Source organism: Flavihumibacter sp., assembly GCF_036676075.1.
In the GTDB taxonomy this organism is placed as follows: Bacteria; Bacteroidota; Bacteroidia; order Chitinophagales; family Chitinophagaceae; genus Flavihumibacter.
Genome location: NZ_JAKFDQ010000009.1, coordinates 268,407 through 292,508 on the forward strand (window position 1 = coordinate 268,407; position 24,102 = coordinate 292,508).

21 protein-coding genes are annotated in these 24,102 nt (G+C 42.3%); 15 read left to right on the top strand and 6 right to left on the bottom strand.

The window, feature by feature from the left end:
- Positions 1 to 17: 17 nt before the first annotated feature.
- The gene (locus V6M43_RS09950; protein ID WP_332734817.1) at positions 18 to 557 is read right to left on the bottom strand and encodes a hypothetical protein; all 540 of its coding nucleotides are present in this window, start codon (positions 555 to 557) and stop codon (positions 18 to 20) included.
- A gap of 204 nt (positions 558 to 761) precedes the next feature.
- Here V6M43_RS09950 and V6M43_RS09955 point away from each other — a divergent pair, with 204 nt between their 5' ends.
- From V6M43_RS09955 to V6M43_RS09965, 3 genes are read left to right on the top strand one after another with little or no spacing between them, the layout of a single operon-like run.
- Positions 762 to 1,760, top strand: a complete 999-nt coding sequence (locus tag V6M43_RS09955) for a helix-turn-helix domain-containing protein (protein WP_332734819.1) — start codon at positions 762 to 764, stop codon at positions 1,758 to 1,760.
- Positions 1,761 to 1,780: 20 nt separating this feature from the next.
- Positions 1,781 to 2,638 carry a hydroxymethylglutaryl-CoA lyase gene (locus tag V6M43_RS09960; RefSeq protein WP_332734821.1) on the top strand — a complete coding sequence of 286 codons (858 nt, stop codon included), beginning with the start codon at positions 1,781 to 1,783 and terminating at the stop codon, positions 2,636 to 2,638.
- 10 nt (positions 2,639 to 2,648) lie between these two features.
- Positions 2,649 to 3,626, top strand: coding sequence for a GSCFA domain-containing protein (locus V6M43_RS09965; RefSeq protein ID WP_332734823.1), 978 nt, complete (start codon positions 2,649 to 2,651; stop codon positions 3,624 to 3,626).
- On the opposite strand, the gene V6M43_RS09970 is transcribed toward V6M43_RS09965, so the two are convergent.
- Both V6M43_RS09970 and V6M43_RS09975 read right to left on the bottom strand, forming a co-directional pair.
- A complete protein-coding gene (locus V6M43_RS09970) occupies positions 3,621 to 3,926 on the bottom strand; it encodes a hypothetical protein (protein WP_332734825.1) in 306 nt (101 codons plus the stop codon). The two genes, V6M43_RS09965 and V6M43_RS09970, sit on opposite strands and share 6 nt — an antisense overlap.
- Before the next feature lie 18 nt (positions 3,927 to 3,944).
- Entirely contained in the window at positions 3,945 to 4,562 is a 618-nt protein-coding gene (locus V6M43_RS09975; protein WP_332734827.1) for a tRNA-(ms[2]io[6]A)-hydroxylase, read from the bottom strand.
- Between the two features lie 34 nt (positions 4,563 to 4,596).
- Between V6M43_RS09975 and V6M43_RS09980 the strand changes: the two genes are divergently transcribed.
- The 7 genes from V6M43_RS09980 (at position 4,597) to V6M43_RS10010 (ending at position 14,312) form a co-directional block, all read left to right on the top strand.
- Positions 4,597 to 5,730 carry an aminotransferase class I/II-fold pyridoxal phosphate-dependent enzyme gene (locus tag V6M43_RS09980; RefSeq protein ID WP_332734829.1) on the top strand — a complete coding sequence of 378 codons (1,134 nt, stop codon included), beginning with the start codon at positions 4,597 to 4,599 and terminating at the stop codon, positions 5,728 to 5,730.
- A 216-nt stretch (positions 5,731 to 5,946) separates the two neighbouring features.
- The gene (locus tag V6M43_RS09985; RefSeq protein WP_332734831.1) at positions 5,947 to 8,403 is read left to right on the top strand and encodes a penicillin acylase family protein; all 2,457 of its coding nucleotides are present in this window, start codon (positions 5,947 to 5,949) and stop codon (positions 8,401 to 8,403) included.
- A 28-nt stretch (positions 8,404 to 8,431) separates the two neighbouring features.
- Positions 8,432 to 8,791 carry a hypothetical protein gene (locus V6M43_RS09990; protein WP_332734833.1) on the top strand — a complete coding sequence of 120 codons (360 nt, stop codon included), beginning with the start codon at positions 8,432 to 8,434 and terminating at the stop codon, positions 8,789 to 8,791.
- Positions 8,792 to 8,888: 97 nt separating this feature from the next.
- Entirely contained in the window at positions 8,889 to 9,923 is a 1,035-nt protein-coding gene (gene trhO, locus V6M43_RS09995; RefSeq protein WP_332734835.1) for an oxygen-dependent tRNA uridine(34) hydroxylase TrhO, read from the top strand.
- Between the two features lie 122 nt (positions 9,924 to 10,045).
- Entirely contained in the window at positions 10,046 to 10,585 is a 540-nt protein-coding gene (locus tag V6M43_RS10000) for a hypothetical protein (protein ID WP_332734837.1), read from the top strand.
- 169 nt (positions 10,586 to 10,754) lie between these two features.
- A complete protein-coding gene (locus V6M43_RS10005) occupies positions 10,755 to 12,860 on the top strand; it encodes an endonuclease MutS2 (RefSeq protein WP_332734839.1) in 2,106 nt (701 codons plus the stop codon).
- Positions 12,861 to 12,977: 117 nt separating this feature from the next.
- On the top strand, positions 12,978 to 14,312 hold the full coding sequence (locus V6M43_RS10010; protein ID WP_332734841.1) for an OmpA family protein: 1,335 nt from the start codon (positions 12,978 to 12,980) through the stop codon (positions 14,310 to 14,312).
- A 48-nt stretch (positions 14,313 to 14,360) separates the two neighbouring features.
- On the opposite strand, the gene V6M43_RS10015 is transcribed toward V6M43_RS10010, so the two are convergent.
- Positions 14,361 to 14,789: a CBS domain-containing protein gene (locus V6M43_RS10015; protein ID WP_039132638.1), complete on the bottom strand. Its 429-nt coding sequence runs from the start codon at positions 14,787 to 14,789 to the stop codon at positions 14,361 to 14,363.
- Between the two features lie 104 nt (positions 14,790 to 14,893).
- On the opposite strand from V6M43_RS10015, the gene V6M43_RS10020 reads away from it, so the two are divergent.
- From V6M43_RS10020 to V6M43_RS10030, 3 genes are read left to right on the top strand one after another with little or no spacing between them, the layout of a single operon-like run.
- Positions 14,894 to 17,500: an MGH1-like glycoside hydrolase domain-containing protein gene (locus tag V6M43_RS10020; RefSeq protein ID WP_332734844.1), complete on the top strand. Its 2,607-nt coding sequence runs from the start codon at positions 14,894 to 14,896 to the stop codon at positions 17,498 to 17,500.
- Between the two features lie 25 nt (positions 17,501 to 17,525).
- Positions 17,526 to 18,671 (top strand): DmpA family aminopeptidase, encoded by a 1,146-nt coding sequence (locus tag V6M43_RS10025; protein ID WP_332734845.1) that lies wholly within the window; start codon positions 17,526 to 17,528, stop codon positions 18,669 to 18,671.
- Positions 18,671 to 19,498 carry an aminotransferase class IV gene (locus V6M43_RS10030; protein WP_332734847.1) on the top strand — a complete coding sequence of 276 codons (828 nt, stop codon included), beginning with the start codon at positions 18,671 to 18,673 and terminating at the stop codon, positions 19,496 to 19,498. Before V6M43_RS10025 ends, V6M43_RS10030 begins: the two co-directional genes overlap by 1 nt.
- A 71-nt stretch (positions 19,499 to 19,569) precedes the next feature.
- On the opposite strand, the gene V6M43_RS10035 is transcribed toward V6M43_RS10030, so the two are convergent.
- The gene (locus V6M43_RS10035) at positions 19,570 to 20,100 is read right to left on the bottom strand and encodes a YMGG-like glycine zipper-containing protein (protein WP_332734849.1); all 531 of its coding nucleotides are present in this window, start codon (positions 20,098 to 20,100) and stop codon (positions 19,570 to 19,572) included.
- Between the two features lie 187 nt (positions 20,101 to 20,287).
- Positions 20,288 to 21,319, bottom strand: coding sequence for an SMP-30/gluconolactonase/LRE family protein (locus V6M43_RS10040; protein WP_332734852.1), 1,032 nt, complete (start codon positions 21,317 to 21,319; stop codon positions 20,288 to 20,290).
- A gap of 79 nt (positions 21,320 to 21,398) precedes the next feature.
- Between V6M43_RS10040 and V6M43_RS10045 the strand changes: the two genes are divergently transcribed.
- Positions 21,399 to 22,688: a Gfo/Idh/MocA family protein gene (locus V6M43_RS10045; protein ID WP_332734854.1), complete on the top strand. Its 1,290-nt coding sequence runs from the start codon at positions 21,399 to 21,401 to the stop codon at positions 22,686 to 22,688.
- Between the two features lie 50 nt (positions 22,689 to 22,738).
- A complete protein-coding gene (locus V6M43_RS10050; protein ID WP_332734855.1) occupies positions 22,739 to 24,097 on the top strand; it encodes a Gfo/Idh/MocA family protein in 1,359 nt (452 codons plus the stop codon).
- Positions 24,098 to 24,102: the final 5 nt, after the last annotated feature.

Consider the following 24,102-nt stretch of genomic DNA (forward strand, 5'->3'; position numbering starts at 1 on the left):
TGGTAATGGGGATAGGCTCATTTTGTCATTGCTAGTTCCGCGAGCCGATTATAATTTGATTGGAATTTTTCTCTTTTGCCATCAATAATGAAGGTCTTCTTTGTAAGGGCACCGATTAGTGTTCCCGCTGCAGCACCAAGAGCACCATACACAATGGCACCTCCCGCAGCTTTTTCTTCTGCTGTCATGGCAAAAATCCAATATTCATCAGGGTTGTCATCCCCCGATGCAAATCCAAGTACTGTTCCAAAAATGGCTCCTGCTCCAAGGCCAATCAGAGCACCTCTCCCTACTCTTCCCTTTCTTTTGAGTTTCATGGATTGTACCTGATCAGGACTCAACACATAATTTTGGCTTAAAGAAGTGGATAAGGGCTGAATGTAAATGGAATCAGTAGTTACCCGCGAAAGATAACCCTCCACGAGTTTGCCATTGGTTTCAACTACGGTCGATTTGTAGATGCGTACTTTCCTGGCTCTTGAGGAACTGTCTTGCTTTTGGGCGAATCCTGTAAAAAGGATGAATATCGCCAGGAGGGTTGTTATTGTCTTTTTCATAGACCAAAACTAACTGTCGGGACTAGGGGTATAAAATGGGATTATCATAGCGTTAAAACCAGAATTGCATAATTCGGTGAATGCCTGGGTTTTTACTGCCAGTAGGATATTGATTATTGCAATAAAAGGAGGTATATTTAATAGAAGTTGGTAAATTTTACTAATGTGAAATTGTGATTTGGTAGAAATTCCCAAAATCTGGTTATGGAAAACGGCAATGTTCAGGTAGCGTTCTTTCAGCATCTCAAATCTCAGTTGCCTACGCATGTATCGTTGGTGGAAGAGATAGCAGATTTGCTGAATATTAGTACAGATAGTGCATATAGAAGACTACGTGGGGAGAAGCCAATAAGTTTTGAAGAACTCCAGAAGCTTTGTATGAAATACAAAATTTCTCTGGATCAGCTTTTTCACCTGCAGTCTGATACACTGATTTTCTCAGGTCGAAACGTTGGCCAGCCCGATTTTAAATTTCATCAATACCTGAATGGTGTGGTCAGTAATTTGCAATACATGAATACGTTTGAGAAAAAGGAAATCTTTCATCTCAATAAAGATGTTCCAATTTTTCATTTTTTTTATTTTCCCCGCCTGGCCGCATTTAAGCTTTATTTCTGGCGACGTTCTATTGCACAGGATGAAGAGCTCCTGAGCCATAAATTCAACTTTGATCTTATTGATGAGGAATTATTGAAAGTAGGAGAAAAGATGGCCGATGCATATGCACAGCTCCCATGCACTGAAATATGGAATATTGAAAATATCTCTGCCAGCCTTATGCAGATCAATTATTATAAGGACTCTAACCTCTTTCAATCCACCAGTGATATTCATGATGTTTACCAGGACCTGGAAAAATGTATCGACCATATTGAATACCAGGCTGAATTAGGATATAAGACCAGCCCTGACGGTAAGGTACATTACCGCCATATCCCGTACAGGATATATGTGAATGAATTTATACTGGGTGACAATACAATACAGGTTAAACTCAATGACACGCTGGTTACTTATTTGACGCATTCTGTGTTCAATTACCTGAATACCCGCGACAAACAATTCAATGAAAGCATTTCGAAACACTTTCAGAATATCATCCGAAAATCAACACTGATAAGCGATTCGGGAGAAAAAGATCGCCGCCGTTTCTTTACTGCTATACGCGCAAGAATTAATGAAAGAAAAGCTGCAATTTCGTAGGCACAAAATGCTCGCATTACATGCTTGATTCCCTACAGTTGGTTGAATGTCCCCGGGATGCTATCCAGGGTTGGCATTACCCGGTTGCTACAGAACAAAAAGTTCGTTACATCAATGCACTTTTAAAGGTTGGATTTCATACGATCGACTTCGGAAGTTTTGTATCTCCAAAAGCTATTCCCCAAATGGCCGATACAAAGGAGGTTCTTGCTGCATTGGACCTAAGTGTTACACAATCTTCACTTCTTGCAATCATAGCAAACAAAAGAGGTGCTGAGGAGGCGGTATCGTATGATGCAATCCGCTACCTCGGGTTCCCGCTTTCAGTTTCAGAAACATTTCAGCAACGTAATACCAATAGTTCCATTGATACATCTCTGAAGATATTGGAAGAGATCCAGGACCTTTGCTTGCATCGCAATAAAGAACTGGTGGTTTATCTTTCCATGGGATTTGGTAATCCCTATGGAGACCCATGGTCGGCCGATATTGTATTTGAAAAAGCATCAATGCTTGCCACTATGGGAATTAAAATATTATCCCTGGCCGATACTGTTGGAGTGGCCACTGCCAGCCAGGTATATGATCTGACATCCCATCTCATTAGAGAAATGATTGGGATAAGAATTGGTGTACATCTTCATGCGGCTGCAACTAACTGGCATGAAAAAGTTCAGGCTGCATTTAAGGCTGGCTGTCGCCGGTTTGATGGTGCCTTGAAAGGTATTGGAGGCTGTCCAATGGCAGGAAATGCATTGGTTGGTAATATTGATACAACTAACCTCGTTTGGTATCTCGAACAGGAAAAAGTTACAACAGGGCTAAATATGCAGGCCCTTGAAGAGGCATCAGAGATAGCTAATGAAATTTTCCTTTAACCTGCGTGCAATGAAATTTATCACAGATATAACCATTAAAGGCCCGGAAACACCCATAGAATATAGAGATCCTATCTTCCTCATCGGTTCATGTTTCACTGAGCATATTGGTAATAAACTGCACGATCTAAAGTTCAACGTAGTTCAGAATCCCCACGGAATTCTCTTTGATCCGATCAGTGTTTGTAACAGCCTTAACAGTTATATTGAACGCAGCCATTATAATGAAGATCATCTTATACTTTTGAATGAGCTATGGCAAAGCTGGAGCCACCATTCAAGGTTTTCAGGAACAAATAAAGCTGAAGTGCTTAAGATTATCAATGAATCTCAGGATATTGCTTACTCACATCTTAAGACCGCCCGATGGTTGATTATCACCCTGGGTTCTGCCTTTTCTTACAGGCTCGTGGAATCTGAAAGGCCAGTGGCAAATTGTCATCGGGCTCCTTCACAGTGGTTTCGAAAGCATATGTGTACTATTGATGAAATTGTAAGTGCTCTTGACAATACCCTCTACCGCTTATTCCACTTTAATCCTGATCTGAAGATAATTTTTACTATAAGTCCGGTGCGTCATTTACGTGACGGGGTTGTCGATAATAACAGGAGTAAGGCAAGGTTACTGGAATCGGTGCATCATCTGGTCAATAAGTTCAACAGGCTATATTATTTCCCCGCCTATGAGCTTGTGATCGACGTGTTGCGTGATTATAGATTCTATGATATTGATCTTGCCCATCCAAATTACCAGGCCACTGAATTTGTTCTGGATGCATTTCGGAAACATTATATTTCCGGGTCATCACAAGATCTCATGGAACAAATTCAGCAGATCGTTAATGCAAGACGTCATAAGCCCTTTCAACCTCAAACTCAGGCCCATCGGCAATTTCTTCACAACTTTGCAGTAAAGGCCCGTCAACTGCAACAGGAGCACCCATACATTTTATTACAGGAGGAGATTGACTTTTTCATGGCCTCATAAATCTGTTTCTAACTGTTCAAGCAGCACAAGTTGATGAAACGCATTGATGAGGTGGTCTTCTTCATTAATTGGATCTTCACCCAGCTTGTTTGAAAGATATTTAATTGTGTATTCAAGCGTTTTCCTGTACTCTTCAGCAAGGTTTAAGTAAGATAGATTAGTGAGGGCTGCTGGTTGATGAACATAATGAGTTTTTTCACGTAAACATGCAATTATATGTGTGGCTTTTAACAGGTAACGAATGTTAGCACGCAGAATTGTTTCCTCAAAAAGCTGATAGGTATCATTCAAGCTGGTCATGAAAATCTATTTATAATCTTAATGAATACGATCACCCCTGACCTCAAGGGTATGCATTATTTCCACTTCATGCCTGAGCCATTCATTCCATCGGTGTCGGACTTTTACCCGATCAATATAATGCTCTGCGAGTTCTATGAATAGCCTGTAATGACCTGCTTCGCTTTCCATAAAACGACGGTAAAATTTTCTAAGGTATTCATCACCCAATCCCTCGCTTAATCTTTTAAATCTTTCACAACTGCGTGCTTCAATAAGCGCCATAGTTAATAGCCTGTCCAGAAACCGGTCCTCCGGATGGCCGTCTTTTTTCTGAAAAATAAGCAACTGGTTTACATATTCATCTTTTCTTTGTTTTCCAAGTTTCAATCCCCGTTTATTCAATTCCTGCAGTACCAGCCTGAAATGCCCCCATTCCTCTGATACAATAGGAGCTAGTTCCCTGACCATCAGTTCTCTGTCACTGTATTTCTGTATAAGTGAAATGCAGGTAGTGGCAGCTTTTTGTTCACAATAGGCATGATCGGTTAATACGGCTTCTAGAGAAATGGCAGCCAGGTCAACCCATCTGGGATCTGTAGGCAATTGTAAGCCCAGGATATTTTTTACGTCGCTATTTTCAGTCAATTCCATCATGAGCCTTAATTTGCCGGTAAATTAAATATTCCGGATGAAAGAAGCATTTCTTGAAAGGAAACTTGAGGAAAGAAGGAAAGAGGGTGCTTTAAGGCAACTCACCATACGCGAGGAAATGACCGATTTCTGTTCCAATGATTACCTCGGCCTGGCACGCAGTTCCCGAAAAAATGATTTTAATAAATCACCGCAATTTTCCCTGGAAGGCTTGTCGCATGGAAGTACCGGGTCACGTTTATTATCTGGAAACAGCGCAATGGCAGAAAGTATTGAATCAATAATTGCCAATTTTCATGATGCCCCTGCCGCGCTGTTGTTTAATTCAGGCTATGATGCTAATACAGGAATACTTTCAGTGCTGGGAAGAAAAACTGACTACATTCTGTATGACAAGCTTTCACATGCGTCAATACGAGATGGTATCAGGCTCGGGTATGCAACAGCATGGCCATTCGAACACAATTCTATATCGTCACTGATTAGCAAAATTCAACATGCAAGGCAGTCAATCCAAAATGCCGGAATAGACGGTGAGATATTTGTGGTAACAGAATCAGTTTTTTCAATGGATGGTGATATCGCTCCGCTGGAAGAAATCGCGGATATTTGTGGCCGTTATGGTGCCCATCTTGTTGTTGACGAGGCCCATGCCCTTGGTGTAATTGGAGAAAGGGGGGAAGGTTGCTGCCAGCAGCATAATGTGCATGCTAAATGTTTTGCCAGAATATATACATATGGAAAAGCTGCCGGGGCACATGGTGCGGCAATAGTGGGGAGTACGCTTCTTAGGGAGTACCTGCTTAATTTTGCCCGATCATTCATTTACACCACGGCATTACCCCCGGTTAGTTTAATTGCTATCAAACATGCATATGAGCAGTTTCCGGAAATGCTGAAAGAAAGAATACACCTGCATAAACTTATTGGTATCTTTCGTGATGCTGTACTTGTTCATGAAAAACTGGATTCAAATACCGCCATTCAGGGCGTGATTTTACCGGGGAATGATGCGGTACGATTGTTGGCAGAGAAAATTCAGGATGCCGGGTTTGATGTAAGGCCCGTCATGTATCCAAGTGTACCGAAGGGAAAGGAACGTTTGAGGATTGTATTACACGCTTATAATACCACGGAAGAACTCCAACGGCTTATCGGGCACCTTCAATAGCTTATTTCATCATGAAGAGAACCAGAAGTACCATAAAAAGCAATCCCAATATAGTTTTGCTGCTTAAAAATTGTTTGGTATAATTTGTTTTCATAATGATGCGTTTATAGATGAGGTCCAGGGTCATAAATAAGACATCAAAAACATCAGGATGTTTACCCATAAACCTGTTAAATAGAAATTAATATTATTTTTAGCCAAAGCAATAAAGTCCCAATGAGATTACTCTTCCTGGCTGGTGCCGCACTCTTTACCATCGGATTAATATACGTATTGAATGGTAGCCAGGTTTTACCAGCCCCGCTGGGTAAACTGCTGAGCCCGCAGCATGGGGTTTGGCAGAACGCCGAAGCAGTTGATGCATCCTTTGATGGTGACATTAGTATTCGTGGATTAAAAGGCAATACTGATGTATACATAGACGAAAGACTTGTTCCACATGTTTTTGCCGAACAGGAGGATGATCTCTATTTCGTTCAGGGTTACCTGCATGCTAAATTCAGGTTATGGCAGATGGAATTCCAGACACATGCTGCAGCGGGTAGGCTTAGTGAAATTTTGGGAGAGGGTCCGGATAGCAGAATTCTTCAATATGATCGAAGCATGCGGAGGCTGGGTATGGTGTACGCCGCAGAACGCTCTATGGCGGAAATGGAGAAATCACCTGCGTCTAAAGCACAATACGAGGCCTATTCCAATGGAGTGAATGCATATATTGATCAAATGACCGAAGCAGAGTTGCCTCTTGAATATAAACTTCTGGGGTATTATCCCGAAAAGTGGACCCCATTTAAAACAGCTTTGTTCCTGAAATATATGAGCTATGATCTTGCAGGAAGGGAAGATGACCTTGAATTCTCCAATGCACGTGATAATTTTTCTAAAGTTGATTTTGAATCAATATTTAATATCCTGTCAGACTCACTTAAACCAGTTGTTCCTAATACAATTGAAAATCCTTATCCGGCAGCACCCGTAGTAGATCTGTCTCCACCTGCAAATGCGGATTCTTTGTATTATTCATTTCGTAATGATAGTCTCACTGCTGCTGATCCTTTTAAACCCGCCCGTGAAAATGGCAGTAATAACTGGGCTGTAGCTGGAAGCAAAACAAAAAGCGGCCGCCCGATACTGGCAAATGATCCACATCTGGGTCTAAACTTACCTTCCTTATGGTTCGAAATGCAGCTAACCACTCCGGAATTTAGTGCCTATGGGGCCAGCTTTCCGGGCTCACCAAATGTGATCATCGGTTTCAATGAACATATTGCTTTCGGATTTACAAATGCTGGCCGTGATGTGAAAGATTATTATGAGATACAGTTCCAGGACCAGGGAAATAATGCATATCTCTATAATGGCGAATGGAAACCATCCACCAAACGGGTGGAGATCATACGCATTAAAGGGCAGCCAGTTCTGAGAGACACTGTTGTATATACTCACTTCGGCCCTGTTATGTACGACCATACTTTCAAAGCATCAGAAAGGGAAGTTCGCAATCTCGCCGTAAGATGGAAAGCACATGACAGCAGTAATGATGGCCTTGCTTTTTATGGCCTTAACCATGCAAAAAATTATGAAGAATATCTTGCTGCTATCAGAAACCTGAGCTGCCCCGGACAAAATTGCATTTTTGCTTCCCGCAGTGGTGATATCGGTATCTGGCAGCAGGGGGAATTCCCCGCAAAATGGCGGCGGCAGGGAGATTTTATTATGCCAGGTACCGACAGCAGTTATATGTGGAAGGCAATGATTCCCCAGTCTGAAAACCCCCATATGGTTAATCCGCCACGTGGATATGTGAGTAGTGCAAACCAGCTTTCTACTGATAGCAGTTATCCTTATTATACAGGAAATGTATTTCCAGTTTACCGTGGTTATATAATCAACAGAATGCTTGATAGTGCATCCCAAATTACGCCCGAGGAAATGATGAAGATGCAGTGCGATAATTATAATGTGAAGGCAGAATTTGCAAGGGAAATTCTGCTTCGTACTAATACCAACGTACTGGATGAAACAGCACGCAAATATTTTGAAACCTTCAGAAGCTGGGACCTGAGAAATGATATCGGATCAATGGGAGCAACTGTTTTCGAATTATGGTGGCAGCAACTACAACAGTTGATCTGGAATGACGAATTCTCATTGGCCGGCGTTCCTTTGCCCTGGCCATCCGAATACGCACTGGTTGAATCTCTGAAAAATGACAGTGCCTATAAATTCACTGATGATATCAACACTCCTGCAAAAGAGTCGCTTGAGGATTTGCTTGCACTTTCTCTGAAAAAAGCAAGTGATTCCCTATCACGGCTTGAGCGGGAAGGAAGAGGACAGTGGGAGAAGGCAAAAGATACCCGTATCACACATCTTCTTAAAGTCATCGATCCGCTTAGCCGATTGCATGTACCTGTAGGTGGTGGAAAGGGAATAATTAATGCAACCAACCGCGATAACGGACCAAGCTGGCGTATGGTTGTACACATGACTGATGGTATCGAAGCATATGGAATTTATCCGGGCGGACAAAGCGGCAATCCGGGTAGTCGATATTATGATAATTTTATTGACGACTGGGCCGCAGGGAAATACTATGGACTGTGGATGATGAAAAAAGAAGAAAACAAAGACAAAAGAATCCGTTGGACTATGCGTTTCCGAGCAGCCTGACCAATTTTGAAACAACTAACAAGTACAGATGAAATTCCTGATTTCCCTTCTCCTAACAGCTCTTCTTAGCTTTGCCCTGAGTCTTTTTTTACCCTGGTGGATTATTGCAGCGGCAGCATTTATTGTTGCGATATTCATATACCAACATCCGGGAAAAGCTTTCCTGTCGGCATTTCTATCCCTTTTTCTCTTTTGGACCACCATGGCATGGTATATAAGTTCCGCTAACGAAGATATCCTGGCTTCTAAAGTATCAATGGTAATACTGAAGCAGGATAATCCATTTCTACTGATTCTTCTTACAGGTTTAATCGGCGCCCTTGTGGGGGGATTAGGTGCTCTTACCGGAAGCCTGGCCAGATGGACGATGAATAATCAAAGACAATAAAAGTTATTAGCCAGTAAACTCAAACTGTTTTATTAATTTTGCATCCGTTCAGGAAATTTTGTTCACAAGGTAAGTGTCCTTAAAATTTCAAATAAAGATGCCCGTATTACACAATCGTGTCTCCCAGGAGGAGCTGAAAAAACGTTTAATGGAAGAGTCCGAACCCCGGACCACTATTTCCTTTTACCAATATTTTTTTATTGAGAACCCGCAGCAGTTCCGTGATCAACTCTATCGCCAGCTGAATGCATTGAAAGTATTTGGTCGGATTTATGTTGCTAATGAAGGGATCAATGCGCAGATAAGCGTTCCTTCATCCGGTTTTGATGCGCTTCGCCAGTACCTGTACTCCATTCCTGAACTAAATGGTTTGCGTCTGAACATAGCTGTGGATGATGACGGAAAATCATTCTGGGTGCTGAAAATAAAAGTGCGTGATAAGATCGTAGCAGATGGAATTGATGACCCTGCATTTGATATGCGTCGTAAAGGCCGTTATGTAGATGCTGTTACATTCAATCATCTCACTGATGACCCACAAACCATCGTCATTGATATGAGAAACCACTATGAATATGAAGTGGGTCATTTTGATGGAGCAATAGAAGTACCCAGTGATACATTCAGGGAGCAATTACCAATGGCTGCAGAAATGATGGAGGCGCATAAAGATCAGAATATCATCATGTATTGCACAGGTGGGATAAGATGTGAAAAGGCAAGTGCATATCTTTTGCATAAGGGTTTCAAAAATGTATTTCACCTTGAAGGCGGTATAATCAATTACGCAAATAAGGTTAAGGAAGAAGGATTGAAAAATAAATTCAGGGGGAAGAATTTTGTATTTGATAATCGAATGGGAGAGCGAATCAGTGAGGAAGTGCTTGCCCATTGCCATCAATGTGGTGAACCAGCCGATACCCATGTTAATTGTGCCAATGAAGCTTGTCACCTGCTCTTCATCCAATGTAGTAAATGTGGCTTCACCTACCAAGGATGTTGCAGTGAGGAATGCCAGGATTTTATAAAACTGCCGGAAGAAGAACAGAAAATACTGCGTAAAGGCATCATGAAGGACCAGAATGTTTTCAATAAAAGCCGTGCGAGACTCAGGCCGAAGAAAATCTCTTAACAATTTATTGGTGGGGAAAATACCCCTCCTTTTTGGGGAAGATGACCATGGAAAGGGTGGCTGATAGTGGTAAATTTGGGTTGTGCTTCTAAACCTTAATTACCACATCGAAACCTTTTATTATGAAAAAGAAAATTGCAATTATCGCGACCGCGATACTCCTGCTGGGAGTAACATCAACCAGTGTTGTAAATGCAAACCCCGAATTGCGCAGCACTCCATCCAGCACTTTTGGAATCCTCCATGATTCCTCAGTTTCTCCAATGACAAGTTTTGCTAATGCCCTGGTTTTATTAGACAAAAATCTCTTCCGGAAATTTGACAAAGCTTTCCCAAGTGCATCTAATGCCAGTTGGTACAGGGAAGGTAAAAAAACAAAATTCTATTTTAACCAGGGTAATAGAATCATCCGTACCAGCATGAATGACAGGGGACAGTTTGATTATATGATCCAATATTATCCCGCCACAGAATTGCCCGAAGATGTTGCCCAGTCTGTTCAGAATGAATTCAAAGGCTATGTTCTCGACAAGGTTACTGAAGTTAATATTGATGAAAAAAATGCATATGTCATTATCATCAAAGGAATGCGGGATTGGCTAAAAGTAAAGTTCCTGGATGGTGAAGTAACTGTGATGAACACTTTTACTTATGATCATTGAAAAAAGAAGATTTTTAACTCACCGGATGCATACGCGTCCGGTTTTTTTATTGTAGTTCCTCATACTTGGTTTTCCTCAGCCTTCTTTGGTATTGCTTTGCTTTTCCGAAATCGAAATAACGCTAACTTTGCCGGTCCGGGTAATTCACCATTACCAGGATTACTTGATTATGAAACTATTTCCTGAATCGGCTATCGTACAACTGGAATTCGAAAAGATCCGGACCCTGCTCGAACAGCATTGCAAAACAGAATATGCAAAGCAGAAAAGCCTGGGTCTACGGATTCATACGCGGTTGTCATTCATCGAAACAGAACTTCGGCAGAGCCATGAATTTCGTCAGTTATTACAACACTCAGTATATTTCCCCAACGACTTTGTACTAAACCTGGCCCGCGAACTAAAATTACTGGGTATTCCAGGAGCGGTGTTGTCGGGCGAACAATTTGTACATATTCGCAAACTCGCTGAAAATATCCAGAATATCTTCCGGTGGTTCGATAATGAGCGCCGCCTCGCTTATAACGGGCTTGCGCTGGTGCTGGAAGGCACTTACTATGAAAAACAGATCAAAGATCGGATTAACGAGATTCTTGATGACCAGGGTGTGGTAATGGACCATGCTTCGGAGGAATTAAGGCGCATCCGGGTTAGCCTTTACAAAAAAAGGGGAGACCTTCGCCGGGTATTTGAACGAGTGGTTCAGAAACTTAATAAACAAGGTTACCTCGCCGATATTGAGGAATCTTTCCTTAACGGAAGAAGGGTGCTTGCAGTGTTTGCAGAACAAAAAAGAATGATCAAAGGAATCCTTCACGGTGAAAGTGATACGAGAAGAACTGCCTTTATTGAACCCGAAGAAACCATAGAACTCAACAACGAAGTTTATTCCCTTGAAAATGAAGAACAACGTGAAATTTACCGCCTTCTCCGGGCTCTGACTGCTGATTTATCGGGCCATGCCGAATTACTCAAGACCTATCTTCAGGTTGCCGGAGAATATGATTTTATACGCGCAAAAGCCAGGCTCGCCCAGGACTATAATGGTGAATATCCTATGGTGGTGGACAAAGCTCATATCCACGCAGTGAATGCTTACCACCCTTTGCTCTTTATTTATAATAAGAGATTGGAAAAACCCACTATACCTGTTAGTCTTACGCTCGACGACAAGAACCGGATCCTTGTAATAAGCGGCCCAAATGCGGGCGGAAAAACAGTAACTATGAAAACCATAGGCCTGAACCAAATGATGGTACAGGCAGGATTACTAGTACCTGTTCATCCCTCATCTGTATTCGGCATCTTCAAACAGCTGATGATACATATTGGTGACACCCAGAGCCTTGAATTTGAACTAAGCACATACAGTTCCCATCTCAAGAACATGAAACATTTCATGGAAACGGCCAATGGTAAAACCTTATTCTTCATTGACGAACTTGGAAGTGGCTCAGATCCTAACCTGGGTGGCGCTTTTGCAGAGGTGATCATGGAAGAACTTGCACGCAAACATGCCATGGGTATCGTTACCACCCATTACCTTAACCTTAAGGTGATGGCGAATAAAACGCCGGGAATAATTAATGGAGCCATGGCTTTTGATGAGCAAAACCTGATGCCCATGTATAAGTTGATTATCGGAAAGCCCGGTAGCTCTTATACTTTTTCAATTGCAGAGCGGATCGGGCTTGAAAAACGATTGATTGAACGGGCCCGGCAAATGGTGGATGAAGATCACTTTAGCCTCGATCGCCTTCTTAACCGTACTGAACAGGATCTGCGGGAACTTGAGTTAAAAGAAAAGGAACTAAACAAATTATTGAAAGAGAATGAGCGACTGAAAAAAGAAATGGAGCAGGTGCTTGATAAGGAAAAACACCGTCAGCAAGTTGAACTGCTTAAAGAACAGAACCGCATCTCAGAAGAAAAAATGATCCAACTCAAGGATATGGATCGCAAGATGAAGCAGATCCTGATTGAGTGGAAAAAAACTACTGATAAAGAAAAAGTGATGAAAGAAATGTTCTCGTTGCTTTTCAAAAAGGATGAGAAACAAGTGGTAAATAAACTTCAGAAAAAAATTGAATCAAAATTTGATGAAGTGGGAGGTGATATAAGGGTCGGTATTAAAGTAAAGATGAAACGGAACCACCAGGTAGGCGAGGTGATTGAATTAAGGGGAAAACGAGCTGTGGTTAAAATCGGGCTTCTTCCTATGCAGGTAGATATTAAAGACCTGGTGGCGGTTAAAGAAAAGCCTGTAATCGAATAGTGGTGAAACATAGATTATTTTAATTTCATATACGGGGATAAAGTTTTTATCTTACTACCTCCTTTGAAAAACCGGTAGCTCTGAATGTAGGCATTCCTTATACCTAAAACAGTTACTATGAAATGGCTTATCCGGATTTCTCTTGCCTGTCTTCTATTTTTAATCTACTCCAGACCAGTTCAATCGCAGCTAATTAAAGATCTACAAAAAAGAGCTGAATGGAAGTTGAAGCAGAAAGCCAACCAGAAAGTTGATGAGGCTATTGATAAAACAGTAGATGGAAAACCAAAAAAGAAGGATACTTCTGCAAAGGAAGACGAAAAAACGAAGAAGAAAGCCGGCGATCCAAATGAAGCCGATGATAAAGAAACTACTGGTGATACTGATTCGAAGGGAACTTCTACCAGATCATTTAAGTCTTATTCCAAATTCGATTTTGTTGCAGGTGAGAAACTGGTAGTCTTTGAGGACTTTAGTAAAGATGCAGTAGGCGACTTTCCCATGCATTGGAACACCAATGCCGGGGGAGAGGTTGTAACAGTGGAGGGAACTGATGCACGTTGGCTTAAACTTCCGAAAGAGGGAATATTCCATCCTGAATTCATTAAGGACCTTCCCGAGAACTTTACATTGGAATTTGATCTCATGTGCACTGATCCTTTTAGTTATTACTCCACTGCCTTAATGGTGAATATGGTTCAACTCAATCAGCCTTCAGAATTCGAAAACTGGGGTCGCTTCATTCGCTCAGATAATAAGGGTGCCCGCTTTTCAATCCATCCAACAAGTGCTGGAAACGGATCTGGACGCCTGGAATTTTTTTGGATCGAGAATCGTAAGGAATCAATGAAGAATGAAGTTGATGTGAGTCAGTTTCACGCCAAAACGGATAATATAGCCCATATATCAATTTGGCGTCAGAACCAGCGGATGCGGATCTATGTTGACGAAGAAAAAGTGTTTGATCTGCCAAAAGCAATTCCACCATCCACTAAATTGAATGCCCTTCTGTTTGCATTGGGTGGATATCACGACAAAGCTGATCACTATCTTATAAGCGGCATCAGGCTTGCTGTTGGCGCCCCTGATACCCGCCATAAACTTATAAATGAAGGGAAATACTCAACAACGGGAATTCTGTTTGATGTTAATTCAGATAAGATCAAACCTGAATCCTATGGAACATTAAAGGATCTTGCTTCCGTACTTAAAGAAAATGAGAGTGTTAAGGTTAAAGTAATAGGACATACCGATAGTGATGGTGATGCAGGGGCAAATATGGAACTCTCCAAAAAACGAGCAGCAGCGGTAAAAGCAAGCCTGATTACTGATTTTGGAATTGATGCGGGTCGGATAGAAACAGATGGCAAAGGAGCTTCACAACCTGTGGGCGATAACGCAAAGGCTGAAGGTAAAGCGCAGAACCGAAGAGTTGAATTCCTCAAACTATAGTTGGCTGCCGAAAAAGAAGATCAGGTTTATAATCCGCTTATTTTTCTCCTAAGAATGTATATAAGACTGCAAATGTGATATCGTTTCTGCCTGGTTTGCTATAACTGCTTTAATGACGTCATTAACTGAAATTATACCCACCAGGTATTGATCATTAAATACCGGGAGGTAACGGATATTATTGACCGACATCAGTTGCATGCATTCTTCAATGGAACTATCGGGACTAATCCTTGGAAGATCAGTACTCATGATATCTGAAACCATGGAATCAGTTGAGGATTTACCCTTCAGGATCACTTTTCTCGCATAGTCCCGTTCTGTCAGCAAGCCTTTGTATTGATCATCTTCCGTAACCAGGATAGAGCCTATGTTATTGTCTGCCATGATCTTTAATGCATCCAAAACAGTAGTGGAGGGTACAACACTGATGAGCTGGCGGTTTTTGCGTGCCAGTATATCTGCTACTTTTTTCATACAGAAGCTTTAGGATTAAGCCTTAAGGTACATATTTATTGGGATAATGTGAAAGTTGCCCAGTCCTTATCTTTGGGCCTGACCGAAATGACAAATGCAAGCTGATGAATGAAGAGAAGCAACGACTGAATGATCCGCTCTGGAAGAAATGGGGACCTTATGTGTCTGACCGCCAATGGGGTACTGTACGGGAAGATTACAGCGAGGATAGCAATACCTGGGAGGCGGTTTCCTATGATATGGCCCGGAGTTATGCCTACAGGTGGGGAGAGGACGGTATTGGCGGTATTTCCGATGACCACCAGAATCTTTGTTTTTCCCTGGCTCTCTGGAATAAAAAAGACCCCTGGCTGAAAGAGAGATTGTTTGGACTTACAGGACCCAGGGGAAATCATGGGGAAGATGTTAAGGAGCTTTATTACTACCTCGACTGTTCCCCCTCGCACTCCTATATGAAGATGCTTTACAAGTATCCCCAACGAGCGTTTCCATATGATCAGCTTTACCAGGAAAATGATAAGCGTAGCAGGGAAGAACCAGAATATGAACTATTGGATACCGGAATATTTGACAAAGGCGATTATTTCGATGTCTTTATTGAATATGCAAAAGCAGACCCAACTGATATTCTCATCAAGATATCAATTGCAAACCGCCATAAAGAAGCAGCTCCTATTTCTGTACTACCAACTATCTGGTTCAGGAATACATGGGCATGGGGCCGTGATGATTACAAACCCACCATGGAAGCGGAAGGCGCAGGATATATCAAAATTCATCATCAACGTATAGGGCATTATTATCTTTATTGTAACGGAAATAATGAGCTTCTCTTTTGCGAAAATGAGACCAATACCAAAAGACTTTATGGTAAGAAAGGTATACAACCAGTAGCAAAGGATGGTATAAATGATTATGTTGTAAACCGCAAGCGAACTGTTCTCAATAAGTCGAAATCTGGTACCAAGGCCGCTGCACATTATAATCTTGTAGTAGGGGCAGGTGAAACTGTGACCCTTCAACTCCGGCTTTCCAAACATGCACTTGATCATCCATTCCATGATTATGATGCGGTATTCTGGCGTCGCATATCAGAGAATGATGAATACTATGCCGATAAACAAAGGGTCGTACTCTCGGCCGAAGACAGGATGATCCAAAGACAGGCCTTCGCTGGAATGCTTTGGAGCAAACAATTTTATTACTACGATGTAGACCAATGGGTGAATGGCGACCCCAAAAAACCTGCGCCATTCCATCGTACATGGGGTCGCAACCACGATTGGACCCACCTCAATAATGCCGACATCATTTCCATGCCTGATAAATGGGAGTATCCCTGGTATGCTGCATGGGATCTTGCTTTTCACTGTATACCGCTTGCATATCTCGACCCTGGTTTCGCTAAGAGCCAGCTGCTCCTGCTAACGAAAGAATGGTATATGCATCCCAATGGTCAGTTTCCAGCGTATGAGTGGAATCTTGGTGATGTAAATCCTCCTGTACATGCCTGGGCTACCTGGCGGGTATATGAAATTGATAAGGTCAATAATGATGGTAAAGGTGATATAGCCTTTCTCGAAAGTGTATACCATAAACTACTGCTGAACTTTACCTGGTGGGTTAATCGGAAAGACCATGATGGGAACAATATCTTCCAGGGAGGTTTCCTTGGGCTGGATAATATCGGGGTCTTTGATCGCAGTGCGCCTCTTCCGGGCGGGGGACATCTTGAGCAAAGTGATGGTACAAGCTGGATGGCCATGTATTGCCTCAACCTCCTTCGCATTTCACTGGAACTGGCAACACATAATCATGTGTATGCCGACATGGCCACGAAGTTCTTTGAACATTTTGTTTATATAGCCAAAGCCGTCAATAGCTTCGGTGAACGGGAATCCGGATTATGGGATGAAAAAGACCAGTTCTTTTATGATGTCCTTAAAAAGCCCGACGGTTCAGAACAGAAATTAAGGGTAAGGTCAATGGTTGGCTTAATCCCGCTTTTTGCAGTTGAAGTAATTGATCACAGCCTCTTCGAACAAATACCAGAATTTGTGCAAAGGCTGGAATGGTTCCTGAAGCATAAATCATCATACGCAACCGTGATCTCTGAATGGAGTAGCACCCTGAAAGATTCAAAGCATTTGCTATCATTGATTAGGGCCGAAAAACTTATCGCCATACTTCGCAGGGTTCTTGATGAAACGGAATTTCTTAGCGATTATGGTATCCGGGCACTATCTAAATACCATGAGGAAAAACCATTTGAAATAGAGGTGGAGGGAAATAAATTTGGCGTAAAATATCTGCCGGGCGAATCTGATAGCAGCATGTTTGGCGGCAACTCTAACTGGAGAGGTCCTATCTGGTTCCCACTGAACTACCTGCTTATAGAATCATTGCAACGTTATCATTATTATTATGGAGATGCTTTAAAAGTTGAGTATCCAACGGGAAGTGGAACATTCCTGACGCTTGACCAGGTGGCGGATGAGCTTGCAGCAAGACTTGTAAGAATATTCCGGATGGACAAAGATGGCAAACGACCCCTTGCAGGTGAATTTGACCTATTGAATAAGGATCCTTATTTCAAAGATTATATCCTCTTCTTTGAATATTTTAATGGAGATAATGGTAAAGGAATTGGGGCTTCACATCAAACAGGATGGACTGGATTGGTGGCCAAATTGCTTCACCCCCGTCATTAAAGTTTTTCATAAGTAAAACATCGCTATGATAAGATCAGCCAGCTCCCTTATGGTAGTTGCTATTTTTTTCCTTTCTTTTGAAAATGCTACTGCACAGCGGGGTAAAACAGCCCGCGAACTTGGAATCCGAATTGGCGTAATGAAACCGGGCAATTGGAACGCCATCACAGATGTAGCAGGAGTAAAAGTTGGTCATGTTAGCTTGCTTAGAGGTGACTCAGTGCGAACAGGCGCCACCGCCATTCTTCCTCATGAGGATAATTTATTTCAAAATAAGATTCCTGCTGCAATCTTTAGAGCAAATGGATTTGGGAAACTTGCCGGCTCTACCCAGGTAAACGAGTTGGGTAACCTTGAAACACCTGTTTTACTCACTAACACATTGGCAGTAGCTGATGCCATGCAGGCTATTATAGACTATACACTTCTTCAACCCGGAAATGAGAATATACAATCCGTTAATGCTCTGGTAGGAGAAACAAATGATGGCTGGCTGAATGATATCAGGGGTCGACACCTCACCAGAAAAGATATGCTTAAAGCAATTTCATCTGCTGCAGGTGGCTTAGTGGAGCAGGGTGCCGTTGGAGCAGGAACAGGTACTGTTTGTTTCGGATTTAAAGGCGGTATTGGCAGCTCTTCCAGAAAATTGCCGGAATCTCTTGGTGGATATACCGTAGGGGTGTTGGTGCAAACAAATTTTGGAGGTGTACTTCAGGTCGATGGAGTGCCGGTGGGCGAAGAACTGGGTCGGTTTTCTTTTAGCAACCAGCTATTGAATAATGCTGATGGATCCTGTATGATAGTGGTTGCAACGGATGCCCCACTTGATGCAAGAAACCTTGAGCGATTAGCCAAACGCGCCTTTATGGGATTAGCGAAAACCGGAGGTATTGCATCTAATGGAAGTGGTGATTATGTAATCGCCTTTTCCACCTTCAAGGGTAATCGTATTCCACATGAGGCAAAAGAGAAAAATCAGAACATGGTCGTTTTGCATAATGACCATACCAGCCCTCTTTTTATGGCAGCTATTGAAGCAACAGAAGAAGCAATAATTAACTCCTTGCTTATGGCAACAACAACCAGAGCAAAGGGAAAGGTAGTAGAAGCTTTAACACCCGGTATACTACTACCGATTTTAAAAAAATATAATCGCCTTCAACACTGATGAATCGCTTTACACTTATCAATGATTTGCTGGTTCCTGCAGAACAGGCATCTATTCACGTGTCCGATCTTTCTTTGCAAAGAGGATATGGGATATTTGATTTCTTTAAAGTGATTAATGGCAACCCGGTTTTCCTGGATAACCACCTTGATCGTTTTTATCGTTCTGCCGCCAGGATGCGACTGCAACCTGTTATTCCTGAAGATATTTTACGGAAAAAGATCGCCGAACTAATTGCTGCAAATAGTTTAAAGCAATCCGGTGTTCGAATTACCCTCACAGGTGGGTATTCACCCGACGGTTATACAATTGGCCATCCTAACCTGATAGTTACAGAGCAACCCCTTAACAACCTCCCCACTTCAATTCAGGAGCAAGGAATCAGCCTTATTACATTCCCCTACCAACGGCAATTACCTGATGTGAAGACCATTGATTACCTCATGGCGGTATGGCTTCAGGATAAAATCATTGAGGCGCAGTCTTCTGATGTTTTATACCATTATGATGATAGTATCACCGAATGTCCTCGTGCCAATATTTTCATGGTCACCTCTTCCAATGTTTTGATAACCCCTGCTAATAATATACTAAAAGGTGTTACCAGGAACCGGGTTCTTGAGATTGCCGCAGGGGAAATGAAAGTGGAAGAGCGTGATATCCATAAAGATGAGATATACGAAGCAAGGGAAGTATTCATTACAAGTACAACGAAACACCTGATGCCGGTTAAACTAATTGATGGAAAGATCATTGGAAACGGAACTGCCGGAGAAACAACCCGATCTCTAAGCAAAAAATACAATCAAATTGTTTATGGTAAATGAAAAAGGGATGAACATTTGTTCATCCCTTTCAATAGAATTAAAAGTAAAAAATTAGCGTATAGGCGTAATAGTTATTTATTGAATGTTGTTCCGGAAATCAAACCAGCATCAGGGATAAGTCCCCCTGTTGGTATAAATCCGCCCGATGGAATCAGTCCACCGCCTGATTGAACCCTTCCTGATTTTCTGTCACGTGAACGGCCAATTGCATAACCAGCACCCGCTCCTACAACACCACCAATTATAGCACCCCGGCCACGCTTGTTTTTGTCAATTACAGCACCTGCACCTGCGCCAACTACGCCTCCAATTACAGCTCCTTTTGCAGCATCACTCCATCCCTTTTTCTTTGCTGGCTCCATCGCAGCATTTTCACTTGGTATCTCGTAGCTGCCGGTTTTCTGCGGAGCAGGAGAATATTCGGTGTTTACATTTCTGCTTGTTCTTTTTGAAGCTTTTCGGGCAACGGTTGGTTTCACTGTTTCTTCAACTGGTGCTGCAGTAGTTAGATTTTCTGCTGCCTTTTCTTCACCAGGCTTTTCAATGGTCTGGCAGGCTGCCAGTCCTCCAATAACGATCATTGAGTAGATGATTTTTTTCATGTCTTTAGATTTTAGTGTTTAAAATTTATATGACATGAAGTCCAAATTTGGGACCATTGTGCCAGTTTTACCCTGAAGAACAATCCTATTAACAAAGGATTCTGTTAGCTGTTAAATTGACGATAAGTATGACTTTTTTCCGAAGCCGTGATTAAACCTTTTAATCCATTTTCTGTCTCCCGCCATTTTAGCGCATTTTTACACGCAGAACATACATATCCGCTGTTATATATAAGGTTTTGTCATTATCTGCAAGTGCCACGTTTGAACATGCTTCCGGAACACGTATTTTCCCAAGCACCTTTGCATTCTTATCAAAGATCCAAACACCGCCCGGGCCTGTAGCAAAAACATTCCCACGGGAATCAACTTTTAATCCATCCGGACCACCCTTGTCTGTCTTACCTGCCTCTGTGGCATCATGGAACATACGTGGATTGATCAATGAATCATTTGCTGCAATATCAAATGCATACCATCCCAGTACAGGTGCTTCAGAATTGGCAACAATCAGTGTTTTTTCACCCGGGAGGAAGGCTATACCATTTGGACGTTTGATGGAATCAACGAGAAGGCTTACAGCTCCATCTGCGGCAATTTTATATACACCCTGGTACGGGGCTGCCTTTGAAGTATCATCAATATAACCGGGAAGTCCATAAGGCGGATCAGTGATAAAAAGATCTCCATTACTCCGATATACAGCATCATTCGGGCTGTCAAATTTTTTCCCCTGATAATTGTTTGCAATGGTTATATAATCTGCACGGGGTGAATCAAGCGGCGCATCCATCAGCGCAATTTGTCTGTCACCATGCTGGCATAATACCAGTTGTCCTTTACTATTGAGTAATAATCCATTTGATCCGGGTTCTCTTCCTCCTTCACCAGCTCCGGTAAAGCCACTTGGTTGCAGGTATAGCTCCTTGCCTTTAGCTTCTGTCCATTTGTAAATGGAATTCCGAGGTATATCAGAAAACAGCAGCATTTTGTGGGCATCAACCCATAATGGTCCCTCACTCCATTCAAATCCATCTGCAATTATTTCTACAATTGCATCTTTACTGATGATTTCCTCCAGGGCAGGGTCTGTTCTTTCAATGAATCCGATGGTTTTATATGTTGTCTGGCTGGTGGAATTACAGGCTGAGCTTATTATTGTAACGCTGAAGAGTAACCGTAGAATTGATCTCGGAAATTGAATATTCGTTTGAAACATGGCAGTGGATTATGGGATAATGAATTTACGATATATCTCCAGCTTTAAGTATTTTAGGGTACAATCAACCAATCTACAAATGAATCGTCGCAAATTCCTGAAAATGTCCTCAGCGGGCGTGCTGGTTTCTTCGATGCCTGTATTCCCTTCCTTTACCCAATATGCAAAATACCGAACTGCTTTGGTGGGATCCGGATGGTGGGGGATGAACATCTTGCGGGAAGCAATCGCAGCCGGGGAATCTAAAGTTGTGGCATTATGCGATGTGGATGATCGTTATCTCTATCCGGCGGCCGACGAAGTAAATAAGCTGAATGGAGATCGGCCCAAAACCTATAAGGATTACCGTGAGATGATTCAAAAGGAGCGCCCTGAGATTGTGATTGTTGCAACTCCCGACCATTGGCATCCACTTATTACCATTGCTGCCCTTCAAGCTGGTGCGCATGTATATGTTGAGAAACCCATTGGCCATACCATCAATGAAGGTAAGGCTATGGTGAAAGCAGCAAGAGAAACCAACCAGGTGGTTCAGGTTGGAACACATCGCCGTGTATCTCCTCATAATATTTCGGGGATGGATTTCCTTAAATCTGGTAAAGCCGGTAAAATAGGAATGGTGCGGGCTTTTGTTCATTATGGTGGTGATGCCGGAAAAGTGATTCCCGACACAGAAGCTCCTAAGGGATTGGATTGGAATGCCTGGTGTGGACCTGCTCCTTTGCGTCCTTATAATGCTGCAATCCATCCAAGAGGATTTCGCCAGTTTCTCGATTACTCCAATGGTCAACTAGGCGACTGGGGTATTCACTGGATGGACCAAATCCTTTGGTGGACGGAAGAAAAGGGGCCCAGGAAAATATTTTCTTCTTCCGCACGGCGAATTAAGAAGGATAATACCGATGCACCTGACACCCAGTTGGTGAATTATGAATTTGAATCATTCAATGCAGTATGGGAACACCGCCTCTATGGCGCCAACGAAGCGGAGAAAGCCAATGTGGGTTGTTATTTTTATGGAACGGAAGGAACTTTTCATATGGGCTGGCAGGATGGATGGACTTTTTATCCGGCCGATAAGAAAAAATCATTGATTCATGCTGATCCTGTGCTACACACAGTAGATCATCATAATGTGAAGGAACTTTGGGCCGATTTTCTATTGTCCATTTCACAAAAACGCCGACCGGTTTGTGATATTGAAATAGGTCACCGTTCTACCAATATGAGTTTGCTGGGTATGATTTCGGCTAAAGCGGGGAGGAGTATCAGCTGGGATCCCGAAAAGGAGATGATTCTGGATGATGGAGGTGCTTCAGCTTTCTTGAAAAGAGATTATCGCGCCCCCTGGATATATCCAATTGTATGATTGAATAAGTCAGATAATATCATTTAATTTTCATAATAAAATATTTCGGTATGCCTACCAATCGTCGTGAATTCATTACCAATTCTGCAAAAGCAATCGCAGGGGTTTATGCAGCCTCCGTAGGATTCAGTGCTACCAGTTATGCACGCATAATTGGAGCAAATGATCGGGTAAGAGTTGGAGTAGTTGGTTTTTCAGATCGATTCCGCCATTCGCTCTTGCCTTGTTTTATGAATCATTTCAAACAGCAAAATTTTGATATGGTGGCAGTTTCGGACCTCTGGAAAACCAGGCGGGAAGAAGGTGTTGCACTTTTAAAGGAGAAAATGGGCCATGATATTACAGCATGCAGGAACAACGAAGAATTATATGCTTTGAAGAATATCGATGCTGTAATGATCAGTACTGCCGATTTCCAGCACGCCCGCCATGCGATAGAAGCTATTAAGGCAGGCTGTGATGCTTATGTGGAGAAACCATTTGCAGAAACCATGGAAGATAATAGGGCAGCATTGAAAGCAGTTAGGGCATCAGACCGCATTGTGCAGATTGGTTCACAACGCCGAAGTGGTTCAAATTATATGGCAGCTGATAAGTTTATCAGGGAAGGAAAATTTGGTGCTATAACAATGGTAGAACTTACGTGGAATGTTAACCAGCCTGGTCGCTGGCGTAGACCTGCCCTGGTAGCTTCATTAAAAAAAGAGGACACAGATTGGAATCGTTTTCTGTTGAACCGTCCATTTGAAGCTTGGGATCCAAGAAAATATCTTGAATACCGTTTGTTCTGGCCTTATTCATCCGGCATACCGGGTCAATGGATGAGCCACCAGATCGATACGGTTCACTGGTTCTCCGGACTCAAGCATCCCCGAAGTGTTGTAGCAAATGGTGGCATTTATATGTGGAAAGATGGCCGAAGAAATTGGGATACCCTTACCGCCGTATTTGATTATGGCCCAGCAAATGATGCTTCCACTGGCTTCCAGGTTACTTTTGGTTCAAGAATGCACAATGGCGAAGAAAGACCTGCTGAAATATATTATTCAAACGGAGGAGAATTGAATCTGATCACCAACAAGGTTTCAGCGAAAGGTGGACTCACAGAAAACTTCGCAGCTGCAATGAATATGCCTCCCAACCTTTTACCAGAACTAAATCTGGCCGATACAACCAGCCAGGTAGTAGCTTCTGCTAATACAGGTGGTGATACACTAACATCTTCACATGTTCTGAACTGGATGGAATGTATAAGAAGCAGGAAACAACCGAACGCACCAGTTGAAGCCGGATATTATCACTCAATTGCCAACATCATGACAACCGCTGCATCCAGAACCGGTGAAAAAGCTGTGTTTGATGAAAAGTCCCAGGAAGTTATGGTGGACAATAAAATATTTAAATACTGAAAAAA

Excerpts from the sequence above, each read along its gene's own strand:
- V6M43_RS09950 (WP_332734817.1), bottom strand. The coding sequence starts at position 557 with ATGAAAAAGACAATAACAACCCTCCTGGCGATATTCATCCTTTTTACA.
- V6M43_RS09955 (WP_332734819.1), top strand. The coding sequence starts at position 762 with ATGGAAAACGGCAATGTTCAGGTAGCGTTCTTTCAGCATCTCAAATCT.
- V6M43_RS09960 (WP_332734821.1), top strand. The coding sequence starts at position 1,781 with ATGCTTGATTCCCTACAGTTGGTTGAATGTCCCCGGGATGCTATCCAG.
- V6M43_RS09965 (WP_332734823.1), top strand. The coding sequence starts at position 2,649 with ATGAAATTTATCACAGATATAACCATTAAAGGCCCGGAAACACCCATA.
- V6M43_RS09970 (WP_332734825.1), bottom strand. The coding sequence starts at position 3,926 with ATGACCAGCTTGAATGATACCTATCAGCTTTTTGAGGAAACAATTCTG.
- V6M43_RS09975 (WP_332734827.1), bottom strand. The coding sequence starts at position 4,562 with ATGATGGAATTGACTGAAAATAGCGACGTAAAAAATATCCTGGGCTTA.
- V6M43_RS09980 (WP_332734829.1), top strand. The coding sequence starts at position 4,597 with ATGAAAGAAGCATTTCTTGAAAGGAAACTTGAGGAAAGAAGGAAAGAG.
- V6M43_RS09985 (WP_332734831.1), top strand. The coding sequence starts at position 5,947 with ATGAGATTACTCTTCCTGGCTGGTGCCGCACTCTTTACCATCGGATTA.
- V6M43_RS09990 (WP_332734833.1), top strand. The coding sequence starts at position 8,432 with ATGAAATTCCTGATTTCCCTTCTCCTAACAGCTCTTCTTAGCTTTGCC.
- trhO (WP_332734835.1), top strand. The coding sequence starts at position 8,889 with ATGCCCGTATTACACAATCGTGTCTCCCAGGAGGAGCTGAAAAAACGT.
- V6M43_RS10000 (WP_332734837.1), top strand. The coding sequence starts at position 10,046 with ATGAAAAAGAAAATTGCAATTATCGCGACCGCGATACTCCTGCTGGGA.
- V6M43_RS10005 (WP_332734839.1), top strand. The coding sequence starts at position 10,755 with ATGAAACTATTTCCTGAATCGGCTATCGTACAACTGGAATTCGAAAAG.
- V6M43_RS10010 (WP_332734841.1), top strand. The coding sequence starts at position 12,978 with ATGAAATGGCTTATCCGGATTTCTCTTGCCTGTCTTCTATTTTTAATC.
- V6M43_RS10015 (WP_039132638.1), bottom strand. The coding sequence starts at position 14,789 with ATGAAAAAAGTAGCAGATATACTGGCACGCAAAAACCGCCAGCTCATC.
- V6M43_RS10020 (WP_332734844.1), top strand. The coding sequence starts at position 14,894 with ATGAATGAAGAGAAGCAACGACTGAATGATCCGCTCTGGAAGAAATGG.
- V6M43_RS10025 (WP_332734845.1), top strand. The coding sequence starts at position 17,526 with ATGATAAGATCAGCCAGCTCCCTTATGGTAGTTGCTATTTTTTTCCTT.
- V6M43_RS10030 (WP_332734847.1), top strand. The coding sequence starts at position 18,671 with ATGAATCGCTTTACACTTATCAATGATTTGCTGGTTCCTGCAGAACAG.
- V6M43_RS10035 (WP_332734849.1), bottom strand. The coding sequence starts at position 20,100 with ATGAAAAAAATCATCTACTCAATGATCGTTATTGGAGGACTGGCAGCC.
- V6M43_RS10040 (WP_332734852.1), bottom strand. The coding sequence starts at position 21,319 with ATGTTTCAAACGAATATTCAATTTCCGAGATCAATTCTACGGTTACTC.
- V6M43_RS10045 (WP_332734854.1), top strand. The coding sequence starts at position 21,399 with ATGAATCGTCGCAAATTCCTGAAAATGTCCTCAGCGGGCGTGCTGGTT.
- V6M43_RS10050 (WP_332734855.1), top strand. The coding sequence starts at position 22,739 with ATGCCTACCAATCGTCGTGAATTCATTACCAATTCTGCAAAAGCAATC.